The organism is Pseudomonas sp. TE3895 (assembly GCF_056278855.1).
The window spans coordinates 2,072,986-2,089,040 of the sequence record NZ_JBWBQE010000001.1 but is presented as its reverse complement, the minus strand read 5'-3'; the positions used below and the strand labels follow the sequence as shown (position 1 = coordinate 2,089,040).

At 61.8% G+C, this 16,055-nt stretch carries 10 protein-coding genes; 3 read left to right on the top strand and 7 right to left on the bottom strand.

Going from position 1 to position 16,055, the window contains the following annotated elements:
• Position 1: 1 nt before the first annotated feature.
• Positions 2-3,901: a phosphoribosylformylglycinamidine synthase gene (gene purL, locus ACZ889_RS09400; RefSeq protein WP_012051367.1), complete on the bottom strand. Its 3,900-nt coding sequence runs from the start codon at positions 3,899-3,901 to the stop codon at positions 2-4.
• A gap of 842 nt (positions 3,902-4,743) precedes the next feature.
• Here purL and mltF point away from each other — a divergent pair.
• The gene (mltF, locus tag ACZ889_RS09395) at positions 4,744-6,201 is read left to right on the top strand and encodes a membrane-bound lytic murein transglycosylase MltF (RefSeq protein WP_180688766.1); all 1,458 of its coding nucleotides are present in this window, start codon (positions 4,744-4,746) and stop codon (positions 6,199-6,201) included.
• Between the two features lie 93 nt (positions 6,202-6,294).
• Here mltF and tadA read toward each other — a convergent pair whose 3' ends face one another.
• Both tadA and ACZ889_RS09385 read right to left on the bottom strand, forming a co-directional pair.
• Positions 6,295-6,774: a tRNA adenosine(34) deaminase TadA gene (gene tadA / locus ACZ889_RS09390; protein ID WP_012051365.1), complete on the bottom strand. Its 480-nt coding sequence runs from the start codon at positions 6,772-6,774 to the stop codon at positions 6,295-6,297.
• Positions 6,774-8,153 carry a multicopper oxidase family protein gene (locus ACZ889_RS09385; RefSeq protein ID WP_047605020.1) on the bottom strand — a complete coding sequence of 460 codons (1,380 nt, stop codon included), beginning with the start codon at positions 8,151-8,153 and terminating at the stop codon, positions 6,774-6,776. Before ACZ889_RS09385 ends, tadA begins: the two co-directional genes overlap by 1 nt.
• Positions 8,154-8,453: 300 nt before the next feature.
• On the opposite strand from ACZ889_RS09385, the gene ACZ889_RS09380 reads away from it, so the two are divergent.
• Positions 8,454-10,334, top strand: coding sequence for an LTA synthase family protein (locus tag ACZ889_RS09380; RefSeq protein WP_476258015.1), 1,881 nt, complete (start codon positions 8,454-8,456; stop codon positions 10,332-10,334).
• Positions 10,335-10,427: 93 nt separating this feature from the next.
• Here the strand turns inward: ACZ889_RS09380 and guaA are convergent, their stop codons facing one another.
• The 4 genes from guaA to ACZ889_RS09360 form a co-directional block, all read right to left on the bottom strand.
• The gene (gene guaA, locus ACZ889_RS09375; RefSeq protein ID WP_003255024.1) at positions 10,428-12,005 is read right to left on the bottom strand and encodes a glutamine-hydrolyzing GMP synthase; all 1,578 of its coding nucleotides are present in this window, start codon (positions 12,003-12,005) and stop codon (positions 10,428-10,430) included.
• A 78-nt stretch (positions 12,006-12,083) separates the two neighbouring features.
• Positions 12,084-13,553: an IMP dehydrogenase gene (guaB, locus tag ACZ889_RS09370; RefSeq protein WP_180688767.1), complete on the bottom strand. Its 1,470-nt coding sequence runs from the start codon at positions 13,551-13,553 to the stop codon at positions 12,084-12,086.
• Between the two features lie 86 nt (positions 13,554-13,639).
• On the bottom strand, positions 13,640-14,197 hold the full coding sequence (locus tag ACZ889_RS09365) for a hypothetical protein (protein ID WP_020193644.1): 558 nt from the start codon (positions 14,195-14,197) through the stop codon (positions 13,640-13,642).
• 47 nt (positions 14,198-14,244) lie between these two features.
• A complete protein-coding gene (locus ACZ889_RS09360) occupies positions 14,245-15,000 on the bottom strand; it encodes a sulfite exporter TauE/SafE family protein (RefSeq protein ID WP_180688768.1) in 756 nt (251 codons plus the stop codon).
• Positions 15,001-15,097: 97 nt separating this feature from the next.
• On the opposite strand from ACZ889_RS09360, the gene ACZ889_RS09355 reads away from it, so the two are divergent.
• Positions 15,098-15,976: a LysR family transcriptional regulator gene (locus ACZ889_RS09355; protein WP_476257326.1), complete on the top strand. Its 879-nt coding sequence runs from the start codon at positions 15,098-15,100 to the stop codon at positions 15,974-15,976.
• The last annotated feature ends 79 nt before the right edge of the window (positions 15,977-16,055 follow it).

Here is a 16,055-nt window from a genome sequence, read left to right as displayed (position 1 = left end):
CTTAGTTCACCCACACCCGCGCGTTGCGGAACATACGCATCAGCGCGGCATCTTCCTGCCACTCGTCCGGGCGCCAGGAGTTCTGCACAGCGCGGAACACACGCTCCGGGTGCGGCATCATGATGGTCACGCGGCCGTCGCGGCTGGTCAGGCCGGTGATACCACGCGGCGAGCCATTCGGGTTGGCCGGGTAGGCTTCGGTGACCTTGCCGTGGTTGTCAACGTAGCGCAGGGCCACGCAACCGGACACATCGGCTTCCAGCAATGCTTCTTCGCTGGCGAACTCGGCATGGCCTTCGCCGTGGGCGATGGCGATCGGCATGCGCGAACCGGCCATGCCCTGCAGGAAGATCGAGTTGGACTTCTGCACTTCGACCATGGCCACGCGTGCCTCGAACTGCTCCGAGCGGTTGCGCACGAAGTGCGGCCAGTACTCGGTGCCCGGGATCAGCTCGTGCAGGTTGGACATCATCTGGCAACCGTTGCACACGCCCAGGGCGAAGCTGTCGGTACGCTCGAAGAAGGCCTGGAAGGCGTCACGGGCACGGGCGTTGAACAGCGCCGACTTGGCCCAGCCTTCGCCAGCGCCCAGCACGTCACCGTACGAGAAGCCGCCACAGGCGACCAGGCCCTTGAAGGCTTCGAAGTCGACACGGCCAGCGAGAATATCGCTCATGTGCACGTCGATGGCGGCGAAGCCGGCGCGGTCGAAGGCAGCAGCCATCTCGACCTGGCCGTTGACACCCTGCTCGCGCAGGATGGCCACTTGCGGGCGCACGCCTTTCTTGATGTAAGGCGCCGCGATGTCGTCGTTGACGTCGAAGCCCAGCTTCACCGACAGGCCCGGGTTGTCTTCCTCGAGCAGCAGGTCGAACTCCTGGTCAGCGCAGTCGGCGTTGTCGCGCAGGCGCTGGATCTGGTAGCTGGTTTCAGCCCACTGGCGCTGCAGCATGCGACGGTCATCGTCGAACAGCACTTCGCCGTTCAGGCTGATGGTCACTTCAGCGTTGTTGACTGGCTTGCCGATCACCGCGACGCACTCTTCACCCAGGCCAGCAGCGCTGAACTGAGCCAGCACGTCCGGGGTAGCATCCTGGCGAACCTGGATCACCGCACCCAGCTCTTCGTTGAAGAGGATGGCCGGCACTTCGCCCTTGCTGTCGGTCAGCGGGTCGAGTTGCAGGTCGAGGCCGCAGTGGCCGGCGAAGGCCATTTCCAGCACGGTGGTAACCAGGCCGCCGTCGGAACGGTCGTGGTAGGCCAGCAGGTGGCCGTCGGCGTTCAGGCCCTGGATCACGGCGAAGAAGGCCTTGAGGTCTTCGGCGTCGTCGACGTCCGGTGCCTGGGCAGCGATCTTGCCGTAGGTCTGGGCCAGGATCGAGGCGCCCATGCGGTTCTTGCCGCGGCCCAGGTCGATCAGGATCAGGTCGGTCTCGCCCTTGTCCATGCGCAGTTGCGGGGTCAGGGTCTTACGGATGTCGGTGACCGGGGCGAAGCCGGTGATGATAAGCGACATCGGCGAGGTGACGCTCTTCTCGACGCCCTCGTCGCTCCACTTGGTCTTCATCGACATCGAGTCTTTGCCGACCGGAATGGTGATGCCCAGCTCCGGGCACAGCTCCATGCCGACAGCCTTCACGGTGTCGTACAGGCGTGCGTCTTCACCTGGGTGACCAGCAGCGGACATCCAGTTGGCCGACAGTTTGATGTCGGACAGCTTTTCGATGCGCGAAGCCGCCAGGTTGGTCAGGGTTTCGCCGATGGCCATGCGGCCGGACGCCGGGGCATCCAGCAGCGCCAGCGGCGTACGCTCGCCCATGGCCATGGCTTCACCGGTGTAGACGTCGAAGCTGGTGGCGGTAACGGCGCAGTCAGCCACCGGAACCTGCCACGGGCCGACCATCTGGTCGCGGGCAACCAGGCCGGTGATGGTGCGGTCGCCAATGGTGATCAGGAAGCTCTTGCTGGCCACGGCCGGGTGGTTCAGCACGCGCTGGACGGCGCTGTCCAGGTCCAGTTCGCTCGGGTCGAAGTCATCGCCCAGCTCGGCTTCGCGGGTAACCGAACGGTGCATGCGCGGCGGCTTGCCCAGCAGCACGTCCAGCGGCATGTCCACCGGGGTGTTGCCGAAGTGGCTGTCGCTGACGGTCAGGTGCGGTTCTTCAGTGGCTTCACCCACCACGGCAAACGGGCAACGTTCGCGCTCGCAGATGGCCTTGAAACGCTCGAAGTCGACCGCGCTGACGGCCAGCACGTAACGCTCTTGCGATTCGTTGCTCCAGATTTCGTGCGGGGCCATGCCCGGCTCGTCGTTGGGCACGTTGCGCAGCTCGAAGCGGCCACCGCGGCCACCGTCGTTGACCAGCTCAGGGAAGGCATTGGAAATACCGCCAGCGCCCACGTCGTGGATGAAGGCGATCGGGTTGTTGTCGCCCAGCTGCCAGCAACGGTCGATGACCTCCTGGCAACGGCGCTCCATTTCCGGGTTTTCGCGCTGTACCGAAGCGAAATCCAGGTCAGCCGAGCTGGCACCGGTAGCCACCGACGAAGCAGCGCCGCCGCCCAGGCCGATCAGCATGGCCGGGCCACCGAGCACGATCAGCTTGGCGCCGACAGTGATTTCGCCCTTCTGCACGTGGTCTTCACGGATGTTGCCCATACCGCCGGCGAGCATGATCGGCTTGTGGTAGCCGCGCACTTCTTCACCGTGCGGGGTGTTGATGGCTTGCTCGAAGGTACGGAAGTAACCGGTCAGGGCCGGGCGGCCGAATTCGTTGTTGAACGCAGCGCCGCCAAGAGGGCCTTCGATCATGATGTCGAGGGCGTCGACGATACGCTCGGGCTTGCCATAAGCCTGCTCCCACGGCTGCTCGAAGCCCGGGATACGCAGGTTGGACACGGTGAAACCGGTCAGGCCGGCCTTGGGCTTGGCGCCACGGCCGGTCGCACCTTCGTCGCGGATTTCGCCACCGGAGCCGGTGGAGGCGCCGGAGAAGGGGGCGATGGCGGTCGGGTGGTTGTGCGTTTCCACCTTCATCAGGATGTGCACCGGCTCCTGCACCGCGCCGTACTGGCGGGTTTCAGGGTTCGGGAAGAAGCGGCCGGCAACGTTGCCGACGATCACCGAGGCGTTGTCCTTGTACGCCGACAGCACACCTTCGTTGTGCATCTGGTAGGTGTTCTTGATCATGCCGAACAGGCTTTTTTCCTGGGCCTGGCCGTCGATATCCCAACTGGCGTTGAAGATCTTGTGGCGGCAGTGCTCGGAGTTGGCCTGGGCGAACATCATCAGTTCGATGTCGTTCGGGTTGCGCTTGAGGCCCTGGAAGGCATTGACCAGGTAGTCGATCTCGTCTTCGGCCAGGGCCAGGCCCAGGTCGATGTTGGCCTTGGCCAGGGCGTCACGGCCGCCGGCCAGGATGTCGACCGAGGTCATTGGCTTGGGCTGGGCGTGGCTGAACAGGTCAGCGGCCTGCTCCAGCTGGCTGAGCACACGCTGGGTCATGCGGTCGTGCAGTTCGGCGGCGATCAGGGCGGCGTCAGCGTCGCTCAGGGTGCCGGCCACGTAGTAGGCGATGCCGCGCTCCAGGCGCTGGATCGACTGCAGGCCGCAGTTGTGGGCGATGTCGCTGGCCTTGCTGGCCCATGGCGAAATGGTGCCCAGGCGCGGTACCACCAGGAACAGACGACCCGTCGGCTCCTGTACCGGCACGCTCGGGCCGTACTTGAGCAGACGGCCCAGCACCTGCTGCTGGTCGGCGGTCAGCTCGCCGTCAACATCGGCGAAGTGGGCAAATTCGGCATACAAACCAGTAACAGCGGGGACTTTCTGGCTCAGTTGCTCGAGTAATTTACCGTGGCGAAAGGCAGAAAGGGCAGGAGCGCCGCGCAGGATCAACATCGTCGGGACAGCCTCAGGAAGGGGTGTGCTTAGAGGCCGTGCATTCTAGCCTAATTCGATGGCTTTCGGCACCTGCTCTAAGCCACGCCTGCCGGGCGGCGGAACCGGACTTCGGGGTCAGTTTTCAGCGGTGTCCGGCTTGAGACGAGATCGAGCGGCGCCGGGTGTCCGGCTCGACACATTCTGCGCCTATGAGATCGAGCGCCCCAGGTGTCCGCCTCAAGACATTCTGCGCCTGGGAGATCGAGCGCCGCAGGTGTCCGCCTCAAGACATTCTGCGCCTGGGAGATCGAGCGCCGCAGGTGTCCGCCTTAAGATATTCAGCGCCTGTGAGATCGAGCGCCGCCAGGTGTCCGCCTTAAGACATTCTGCGCCTGTGAGATCGAGCGCCGCAGGTGTCCGCCTTAAGACATTCTGCGCCTGTGAGATCGAGCGCCGCCCGCGCGGCGCTTCGCGGGTAAACCCGCTCCTACGTTTGTTTCGGGCCAATTATGCCTGTGGGATTCGCGCGCGAACGCCTTGGTGCCTATCTCGATATCGCGTCGTACCAACAAGGCGGTCGCGCGCGCCAGGCACAGGATGGACTGGCCCGAAACAAACGTAGGAGCGGGTTTACCCGCGAAGCGCCGCGCGGGCGGCGCTCGATCTCATAGGCGCTGAATATTTTAAGGCGGACACCTGCGGCGCTCGATCTCACAGGCGCTGAATATCTCAAGCCGGGCACCTGGTAGCCTTGATGCAATCCCCTCCCCCTCCCTCTCCCCAACCACACAACCCGCTACCAGACAAGCTAACCGTTGTCGAGATATGGTTGGGCCAGTCCTTTGCGTATACTGCAACCTATGTTCGCCCACACTGCTTTGCGCCAGCGTTGCGCCAAATGGCTTCTCGCAACCGGACTCTTTCTGCTGCTAGGTGCCTGCGTTGAAAAACCCAGCACCCTCGAGCGCGTGAAGGAGGATGGCGTGCTGCGCGTGATCACACGCAACAGCCCTGCAACCTACTTCCAGGACCGTAACGGCGAAACCGGCTTCGAGTACGAACTGGTCCAGCATTTCGCCGACGATCTCGGCGTAAAGCTGCAGATCGAGACCGCCGACAACCTGGACGAGCTCTACGACTCCCTCGGCAAGCCCTCCGGCCCGGTACTGGCTGCCGCCGGCCTGGTCAGCAGTGAGCGGCGCAAAACCCAGGTGAAATACTCCCATCCCTACCTGGAGGTGACCCCGCAGGTCATCTACCGCAACGGCCGCGCGCGCCCCACCGGCGCCAAGGGTTTGGTCGGCAAGAAGATCATGGTGCTCAAGGGCAGCAGCCATGCTGACCAGTTGGCCGAGCTGAAAAAGCAGTACCCTGCCTTGCAATATGAGGAATCCGACGCCGTCGAAGTGGTCGACCTGCTGCGCATGGTGGACGAAGGTCAGATCGACTTGACCCTGGTGGACTCCAACGAACTGGCGATGAACCAGGTGTATTTCCCCAACGTGCGGGTCGCCTTCGATTTGGGCGAAACCCGCGACCAGCGCTGGGCAGTGGCAGCCGGCGAAGACAACAGCCTGCTCAACGAAATCAACGAATTTCTCGACAAGGCACAGAAAAACGGCACCCTTCAACGCTTGAAGGACCGCTACTACGGCCATGTCGACGTGCTTGGCTATGTCGGCGCCTACACCTTCGCCCAGCACCTGCAACAGCGCCTGCCCAAGTACGAGAAGCACTTCAAGAGCTACGCCAAGGTCGAGCAGGTCGACTGGCGCCTGCTGGCCGCCATCGGCTACCAGGAATCGATGTGGCAGCCGGAAGTCACCTCCAAGACTGGCGTGCGCGGCCTGATGATGCTGACCCAGCGCACCGCCCAGGCCATGGGTGTGTCCAACCGCCTGGACCCGAGGCAGAGCATCCAGGGCGGCGCCAAGTACTTCATGAAGATCAAGGAAGAGCTTGACGACAGCATCAAGGAGCCGGACCGCACTTGGTTCGCCCTTGCCGCCTACAATGTCGGTGGCGGCCACCTGGAAGACGCCCGCACCCTGGCCAAGCGCGAGAAGCTGAACCCGAACAAGTGGCTGGACGTGAAGAAGATGCTGCCGCGGCTGGCTCAGAAGCAGTGGTACCGGCAGACCAAGTACGGCTATGCCCGTGGGGGTGAACCGGTGCATTTCGTGGCCAACATCCGCCGTTACTACGACATCCTCACCTGGGTGACCCAGCCGCAGCTCGAAGGCCAGGTGGCCGAGGGCAACCTGCATGTGCCCGGGGTCAACAAGGACAAGCCAGCGGATAAGTCGTCGCCGATGTAAGCCTGTCAGGACCTCTTCGCGGGCAAACCCGCGCCTACAAGATTTGCGCAGAACCTGCAGGAGCGGGCTTGCCCGCGAAGAGGCCGGTGCAGCTCAAGCCTTGGCCCGGCGGGCCTTGAAGAAGTCGCTGAGGATCTGCCCGCACTCTTGCGCCAGCACCCCGCCCTCCACCATCACCCGGTGGTTGAGAAAGCCTTGGCCAAAGAACTGCCCCTGGCTCTGCACGATCCCGGCCTTGGGCTCCAGCGCGCCAAACACCACGCGCATCACCCGCGAATGCACGATCAGCCCCGCACACATGCTGCACGGTTCCAGGGTCACATACAGGGTGCTGCCGGGTAGCCGGTAGTTGCTTGCCGACCTGGCTGCCGCCCTGATCGCCACCATCTCGGCATGTGCGCTGGGGTCACTGTCGATGATCGGCCGGTTGAAACCCTGGCCGATCACCTGCCCATGCTGCACCAGCACCGCCCCCACTGGCACCTCGCCCAACGCCGCGCCTTCGGCGGCCAAGGCCAGCGCCAGGCGCATGAATTCCTGATCGCGACTGCGATCGATGATCTGCGGGCGCATCAGACCACCGCGATCGCGGCCATCAGGCCGGTTTCCATGTGGTCGATGACGTGGCAGTGAAACATCCAGGTCCCAGGGTTATCCGCCACCAGTGCTACCTGGGCGCGCTCGTTCTTGCCCAGCAAGTAGGTGTCGGTGAACCACGGCTCCTTGATGTCGTGACGGTTGGAGGCGATCACCTTGAAGCTCATGCCATGCAAGTGGATCGGGTGCTGGTACTGGGTCATGTTCTTAAGCTCGAAGATGTAGCTCTTGCCCTTCTGCAACGTGGCGATGGGGCGGTCGGCGCAGGTCTTGTCGGTAATATCCCAGGCCTGGCCGTTGATCTGCCACATGCTCGACGGTTTGGCCGGATCAGGGGTGACAGAGACGCTGGCCGCCCACTCGAAATTGAAGTTCAGCTTTTCGGCATTCTCCAGGTCCGGCTCGGCGATCGGATTGGGCGGCAGCGCGGGCGGCCAGTCACTCGGCGCGTCGTTGCTGGCCACCGAACGCAGGGTGCCCAGGCGCACGAAACCGTCGCGCAGGGAGATTTCCTCACCCGCCTCGGGAATGCGGATGGCCAGGCAGATACGCATGCCCGGGCCTAGCCAGTATTCGTCCAGCGCACGCGGGGTCACCGGGTTGCCGTCGAGGGCATAGATTCTCGCCTCGCAGTTGCCCTTGAGGTTGAGGCGGTAGGTCCAGGTATTGTCCAGGTTCAGCAGGCGCACCCGCACCACCTGGCCGGCCGGCAGCTCGGTGATCGAGTCAGCCTGGCCGTTGATGGTGATCAACCGCCCGGCAGTGCCGTTGCGCGCGGCCTCGCGCGGGATGCTGAAAGGCAGCCATGCGCCCTGCTCGTCCACATGCCAGTTCTTCAGGCTCAGCGTACGCTCATGCTGGAACCCGGTGGGTTCACGCTCCTCGACGATCAGCGGCCCGACCAGACCGCGGCCCAGCTCCTCGGAACTGCTGACATGGGGGTGATACCAATAGCTGCCGGCGTCCGGCACGCGGAATTTGTAATCGAAGTACTCACCAGGCTTGACCGGCAGTTGCGAAACGTATGGCACACCATCCATCTCCAGCGGCAGGCGGATGCCGTGCCAGTGGATGGTGGTTTCGACCGGCAGGCGATTGATGAAACGCACCCGCAACCAGGTGCCTTGGCGTACCCGCAGTTCGGTGCCAGGTGCCGATGGGCCGAAGGCCCAGGCTTCGGTCTTGAAACCCGGCACCAGCTCCACTTCCAGTGGGGCGGCAATCAGCTCGTAGTCGTGCCCGGCATTCTCGTCCTCGACCTTGCCCAGCCAGTAGCGCGCCGCGCCCCCGGCGCCCAGGCCTACCACAACCAGACCAGTAAGGCCTTTGAGCATTTGTCGACGGGTAAAGGACATCGGTGCGGGTACCTCGTTTCTGCGCAATCAGTCTGCCAGCAGGGGCTGGCGATGAAGGGCGAATACGATACACCTGCATTTGCGAAATATTAAGTGAAGTCTTGTCGCACGACCGGTTAGCGGCCGCGATCGCCAGTGGCAACCCGCTCCCCCTTCGGTACCAACCCAACGCCCCGGGGCTGACTTGCCGAATTCAGGGTGGGCTGCTTAAGTCTAAAAACGGGGTGCGCAGGTGCTGGCCTTTTGCCCGCCTATCGCTTCAGACAAGACGCCGGCTCTGTGAATGCGAAGGTAGACACCATGTGGCTCAGGAATTCATTACTGCATATATCGCTCCTGCTCGCTGCAGGCCTGCTGCTGGCACCGAAGATCATCATGATCGAGTTTTTCTCCCATCGATGGGTGGAGACCGGTGTTTTCGATATTGCCCTGTACTTGCTTCAAGACGTGCTGTTAGTGGTCGCCCTCTATGTGATTGCCGCCAACACCATTACCAGAAACAAATTCAACTTCTATCTGTTGAGCATCGCCTCAGGCGCCTTGCTGCTGTTCCTGCTGGTGGACATGCGTGTTCGGGAGCTATGGCTGAAGCCTCTGGACTGGCAACTGATAAGCTACAGCCTGCAAAACGCAAGCAACCTGACCTCCGGGGCCGAGGTGTTTCTCACGCAATCTGCCGGTTTCGGGTACACATTCAGGTTCATTGTCTTTGTGCTTTTTCTTGCTTACCTGGCGACCTGGTCTTTCGCTGGGCTGGCAACCTACATCGCTTATAAAGAACAGCGCACCCGCACAGTAAAGAAAAGACAACACCTCTGGGCATCACTGCTGGTGATCGGCGCCCTGCTCTTCGGCTCCATCCATGCCAAAGACGCGCGCTATCACCTGAACGAAAACATTGTCATCAGCCCACTGGTCACAACACTCAGAAACACCACTTCCTTGACCGCAGCGCCGCATAGACCGTCGCTGCCATTCGAACAACCCGCCTACCCGCTGACCAGCGTCAACGAAATCCGAAAACTTCAATCTCACCCCACGCCAGACTTCAAGAACCTGGTCTTCATCGTTCTGGAGTCAGTGCGCTGGAACAGCGTGTTTGCTCCCGACATCAAAACCGCCGAGCGGTACCCCACCTTCGATAAGCTCGCTCGGGAGGGCATGCTCTTCAAATCGTACGTCTCAGTGCCTCACTCGTCCAAAGGCTACCACGCGATCCTGACGGGGCTGCATGCCTACCCTGACATTGAAATCAAAGAAGCCATGTACCTGCTACAACCCAGTGTCATCCATGAGCTGAAGAACAGGAAAAACATGGAAGCCGTCGCCTTCAGCTCGCTGTACCTGCAGTTCGAAAACATGGAGGGCTTCCTGAAATCCATCGGTGTGTCGAATGCTTACGCAGTTTCGGAGCTCATCCCCGCCGAAAACCGCTCACAAAACGCCAGTAGCTTCGGTGAAAGTGATGAACAGCTGTTTTCGTCCAGCATCGCTTACCTGGAAAACATCAAAAAGAATGGCAAGGGTTTCATCGCGCTCTACTTCCCAAGCGCAGCCCACTACCCCTACCAATGCAGCCAAGGGCCCCCATTACAGAGCGAGCTGGAAAAGTATGAAGACTGCATAGCCAAGACAGACAGCGTGCTGGGTGAAATGCTGACATCCTTCGACAAGCAAGGCCTTCTGGACTCGACATTATTCGTGCTCGTGGGTGACCACGGTGAGTCATTTGGTGAGCACGGTCTGTTCATTCACAACGCTTCCATGCACGAAGAAGAAGTGAGCGTACCCCTGATTTTCTGGAGTAATGGAAAGTCACTGCCCAAACCCGCCTCAACGACCAGTCACCAGATCGATATTGCGCCCACGGTTGCCGATTTTTTTGATGTGACCGAATCCCCACTCTCTGTACAAGGCATCAGCTTGTTGAGAGAACAGGGGAAACGCACATTCTTCATGTCCACGTTCTTTGACCAACTGGCGTCAGCCTTGGTGGAGCACCCGTACAAATACATATACGAATTCAGTTCGGACACGCTGACTAAATACAATATTGAGGATGACCCGCAGGAAAAGCACCCGCAACGCGTGGAGGGTGATGAGTTCATCGCCGTAAGGAGCAGGCTGCTTTCCTATAACGCCTACCAGAAAGCGCTATTTGCCAGAAAGCCAGAAGAATAAGCAATCTGAACGAACAAGAACCAGAAAGCCCGCAATCATGCGGGCTTTCTGGTGTATCCGTCCTGCGGGTACCAGCCTGGGCTGGCTACCCGATCATTCCCACTCGATAGTGGCAGGCGGCTTGCTCGACACATCGTAGGTAACGCGCGAAATACCGTCGATTTCGTTGATGATTCGACCGCTGACGGTTTCCAGCAGCTCGTACGGCAGGTGTGCCCAACGCGCGGTCATGAAGTCCACGGTCTCGACGGCACGCAGGGCCACGACCCAGGCGTAGCGACGGCCGTCGCCGACGACGCCGACCGACTTGACCGGCTGGAACACCACGAACGCCTGGCTGGTCTTGTGGTACCAGTCGGCCTTGCGCAGCTCTTCGATGAAGATGTGGTCGGCGCGACGCAGGATGTCGGCGTATTCCTTCTTCACTTCACCGAGGATACGCACGCCCAGGCCCGGGCCCGGGAACGGGTGACGGTAGACCATGTCGTACGGCAGGCCCAGCTCCAGGCCGATCTTGCGCACTTCGTCCTTGAACAGTTCACGCAGCGGCTCGACCAGCTTGAGGTTCATCTCCTCCGGCAGGCCACCAACGTTGTGGTGCGACTTGATCACGTGAGCCTTGCCGCTCTTGGCGCCAGCTGACTCGATCACGTCCGGGTAGATGGTGCCCTGGGCGAGGAACTGGATGTTCTCCAGCTTGCTGGCTTCGGCATCGAACACGTCGATGAAGGTGCGGCCGATGATCTTGCGCTTCTTCTCAGGGTCGGCTTCGCCGGCCAGGTTGTCCAGGAACTGCTTTTCAGCGTCGGCGCGGATCACCTTGACGCCCATGTTCTCTTTGAACATGGCCATCACCTGGTCACCTTCGTGCAGGCGCAGCAGGCCGTTGTCGACGAATACGCAGGTCAACTGGTCGCCGATGGCGCGGTGCAGCAGCGCGGCAACTACCGAGCTGTCAACGCCGCCGGACAGGCCCAGCAGGACGTTGGCCGAACCGACTTGCGCACGCACCTGGGCGATGGCGTCTTCGACGATGTTGGACGCCGTCCACAGGGCTTCACAGCCGCAGATGTCCTGCACGAAGCGGGACAGGATGCGACCCCCTTGCTTGGTGTGGGTCACTTCAGGGTGGAACTGCACGCCGTAGTAGCCGCGGACGTCGTCGTACATGCCAGCGATCGGGCAGCTTGGGGTGCTGGCCAGAATGTTGAAGTTGCCAGGCATCTGGGTGACCTTGTCACCGTGGCTCATCCACACGTCCAGGCCCAGCACGCCGTCGTCGTCAACGTGGTCTTCGATGCCGTCGAGCAGGCGGCTCTTGCCGACAACGTCCACGCGGGCATAACCGAACTCACGCAGGTCGGAACCTTCTACCTTGCCGCCCATCTGCTCGGCCATGGTCTGCATGCCGTAGCAAATACCCAGCACAGGCACATTCAGGTCAAACACGGCTTGCGGAGCGCGCGGGCTGTTGGCTTCGTGGACCGACTCGGGGCCGCCGGCAAGGATGATGCCGCGCGGGTTGAATTCGCGGATCGCTTCATCGTCCATGTCGAACGGGTGCAGTTCGCAGTACACGCCGATTTCGCGCACGCGGCGGGCGATCAGCTGGGTGTACTGGGAACCGAAATCGAGGATCAGGATGCGGTGAGCGTGAATGTCGAGGGCCATGACTCAATCTCGTCAGTGGAAATCGGAAACGACGCGGGGCTGTCATGACAGCCCCGCTTTATGTTGTAGCTGGAAGCCTCAGCCTACGCGGTAGTTAGGGGCTTCTTTGGTGATTTGCACGTCGTGCACGTGGGATTCGGCCATGCCGGCACCGGTGATGCGCACGAACTCCGGCTTGGTGCGCATTTCTTCGATGGTTGCGCTGCCGGTGTAGCCCATGGACGAACGCAGGCCGCCCATCAGCTGGTGGATGATCGCGGCCAGGGCGCCTTTGTAAGGAACGCGGCCTTCGATGCCTTCCGGTACCAGCTTCTCGGCGCCGGCCGAGGAGTCCTGGAAGTAACGGTCGGACGAGCCTTGCGCCTGTGCCATGGCACCCAGCGAGCCCATGCCGCGGTAGGCCTTGTAGGAACGGCCCTGGAACAGCTCGACTTCACCCGGGGCCTCTTCGGTACCGGCGAACATCGAACCCATCATCACGCAGGAAGCACCGGCAACGATGGCCTTGGACAGGTCACCGGAGAAGCGGATACCGCCGTCAGCGATCAGTGGCACACCAGTGCCTTCCAGTGCTGCTGCGACGTTGGCGATGGCGCTGATTTGCGGCACGCCGACACCGGCAACGATACGGGTGGTGCAGATAGAGCCAGGGCCGATACCGACCTTGACCGCATCGGCACCTGCTTCGGCCAGGGCCTTGGCGGCAGCGCCGGTGGCGATGTTGCCGCCGATCACCTGCACTTGCGGGTAGGTTTCTTTCACCCAGCGTACGCGGTCGATCACACCTTTGGAGTGGCCGTGGGCAGTGTCGACGACGACGACATCAACGCCAGCCGCCACCAGGGCAGCAACGCGCTCGCCGGTGTCCTTGCCGGTGCCGACAGCGGCGCCGACGCGCAGGCGACCCTGGTCGTCCTTGCTGGCCAGCGGGTAAGCCTTGGCCTTTTCGATGTCCTTGACGGTCATCATGCCCTTGAGGTTGAACTTGTCGTCAACGATCAGGACTTTTTCCAGACGATGCTTGTGCAGCAGCTCGCGAACTTCGTTCTTGTCGGCGCCTTCGCGGACGGTGACCAGGCGCTCTTTCGGCGTCATCACGTCGCGAACCTTGGCGTCCAGGCGATTTTCGAAGCGCACGTCACGGGAGGTGACGATGCCGACCAGGTCGCCGTTCGCCAGTACCGGCACGCCGGAGATGTTGTTCAGGCGGGTCAGCTCGAACAGGTCGCGCACAGTGGCATCGGCGTCGATGGTGATCGGGTCCTTGACCACGCCAGCCTCGAACTTCTTGACCTTGCGCACTTCGCTGGCCTGTTGTTCGATGGTCATGTTCTTGTGGATGATGCCGATACCGCCTTCCTGAGCCATGGCAATGGCCAGACGCGCTTCGGTCACGGTATCCATGGCAGCGGAAACCAGCGGAATGTTCAGCTCGATGCCACGGGTCAAACGGGTCTTGAGACTGACTTCATTGGGCAGTACCTCGGAATAGCCAGGTACAAGGAGGATATCGTCGAAGGTCAGGGCTTCTTGGCTGATACGCAGCATCGCGGGGGCTCCCGGGCGGGAAAAATGGAAGCGCGCCATTATACTCATGCATGGCGCGCCGCTCAATGCAAAATAAGGGCCTTCGGTCAGGCTTGTGGCAGTTTTACCTGCACCACGGCCACCGGCTGGTCGAGCCAGTCGGCGAAGCTGTCGAGAAAGGCCTGGGTGAACCCGGCCTCGCCCCAGTTGTTGAAGATGAACCCCAGGTTGGAAAAGGCACATGGCTGCAGGTAAATGAAGCCATTGATGTCATCTTCGAAGCCGCACAGTGGGCAGGTAAAGTTGTCGCTCACTGCCGGCATCCACTCTTCCAGGCTTTCGAACAACGGCTCGCCTACCTCGCGCCGGCACTCCGGGCAACCGGCTTCTTCGAGGAAGCCTTCGGTGGGGGTATAGATGCAGCGCTTGAGCATCACTTCCAGGCCGTTGACCGGTTCGTCGAAGGGCAGTTTTTCCGGGTGCAGGGCCACTTTGCGCGCCCCTGCCGCCAGGGCATGGCCCATGCGGTTACCGGTGCGGCCACAGGTGGTCAGCTGCTCCTCGACGACCTTTTCGCGCACCAGCCAGCGCAGGATGGCGCGGGCACGGGCTTCATGCACCGGGACGGTAGACAGCTTTGGAACGATGATGCTCTGGGTGTTCATGAACGGGACAAGCCTGAGAAACGCCGGTAATGACGCAATTCTACCGCTCAGGCGCTCAGGTAGCGACCAATCAACGCCAGCCCACTGGCCAGCACCAGCCAGGTCACCAGGCGCACGAACGCTTCGCGGGACAACCGGTTGGTCAACCGACGCCCTACCCAAAGGCCAATGAACATGACAGGCAGCAGACAGGCGGCGAGCAGCAGCAGGCTTTGGTCGGCATAGACACCGGCGATCAGGAACAGCGACAGACGCACTATCGTACTGCAGCTGATCAGCGCGCTCTGGGTGGCGCGTACCTGTTCCTTCACCTCCAGCCGTGCGCTCAGGTAAAGAGCATAAAGAAACCCGCCGCTGCCGAACAAAGCCCCGAACAACCCGCCTGCCGTGCCCATCGGCACCGCCCAGAAGCCGGACAGGCTGGCTGGCCTCACTTTCACTGCCAGCCCGTAAACTGCATAGGCAGTCACGAATACCCCCATCAACAGCAGCAACAGGTCGGACTTCAGTTGCAGCAGGAACACCACGCCCAACGTACAACCCAAGGCCATGAAGGGCAGCAGCCGCAGCAATTCACTGCGTACCACATCCCGGCGCGACGGCAGCAGGTTGCCGAACGCGGCCACGAAATCCAGCAGCACCAGCAACGGGATGATGCGTGACAACGGCATGAAGTGAATCAGCACCGGCCCCGCCACCAGTGCAGTACCGAAGCCGGCGATGCCGAAGACGACGTAGGCCGCGGCAATGGCGAACAGGATCGGCAGCCAGTCAAGGCCGGAAAACGACAGTTGGGCAAGCATGGCAGCAGTTCCTGGGAAGACAGGCAAAGGTTAGCCAGCCATGAGCCATGCCGACTAATATGCCTTTATCCCAAAAGCCATCTCGAAAAGGCATGACATGACGTCAATCCGACAGCTGCGTTACTTCGTGGAGATCGCCGAGTGCGGCAGTTTCAGCAGTGCAGCCGAGCGACTGTACGTCGCCCAGTCGGCCCTTAGCCGGCAGATCAAGGAGCTGGAGCAGCAACTGGGCACGCCGCTGTTCGAACGCACGGCGCGCCTGCCTCGCCTGACGCTGGCCGGTCAGGCCTTTCTTGAACGGGCACGACGCTTGCTGGCTGACCTGGCACAGGCGGAGCGGGTTACCCGTGACATTGGCCAAGGGTTGCAAGGCAGCTTGCGCCTGAACCATTCCAGCACCGTGCCGCTGACCGGCGGGCTTCTGGCTCGCCTTGGGAACTACCTGAAGCACAACCCAGGGGTTTCGCTGGAGATTGCGCAGCAGTCGTCGGAGGCACAACTGGAAGACATTGCTGCCGGACGGCTGGATATCGGCCTGTTGCGCTTGCCGGTGCTGCGCCAGCATGAAGGCGTGGTGCTGCATGAACTGTTCGACGAACCCTTGTTGCTGGCCGTCGCCGCTGGGCACCCCTTGGCGGGTACTCAGCACGTGCAACTGGAACAATTGAAGGAAGAACGCTTCATTTCCATCCCGCACCGGGATCGCGGTGGCTTGAGCTACCTGTCTGCCTCGTTGTGCATGGGGGCAGGGTTCTTCCCGCAGGCGGCGCAGGTACTGTCGCGCAAGACTACGCAGTTGCAGCTGATACAGGCGGGGTTTGGGGTGGCGTTGTTGCCGCGGTGCATGTGCGAGATTGCCCCGGCTTCAGTCAGCTTCGTAGCGCTGGAGGGTGATTGCCAGAGCACAGTGGCACTGGCCTGTCGCCGTGATGCGGGGCAACTGGTGCGGCAGTTCGTGGCGACGATGCAGGGCTGAAGGCACCGGTTGCGGTCTTGTGGGAGCGGCCTTGCGTCGCGAAAGGGCTGCGATGCGGCCCCAGGTTTTCAGCTTCGCC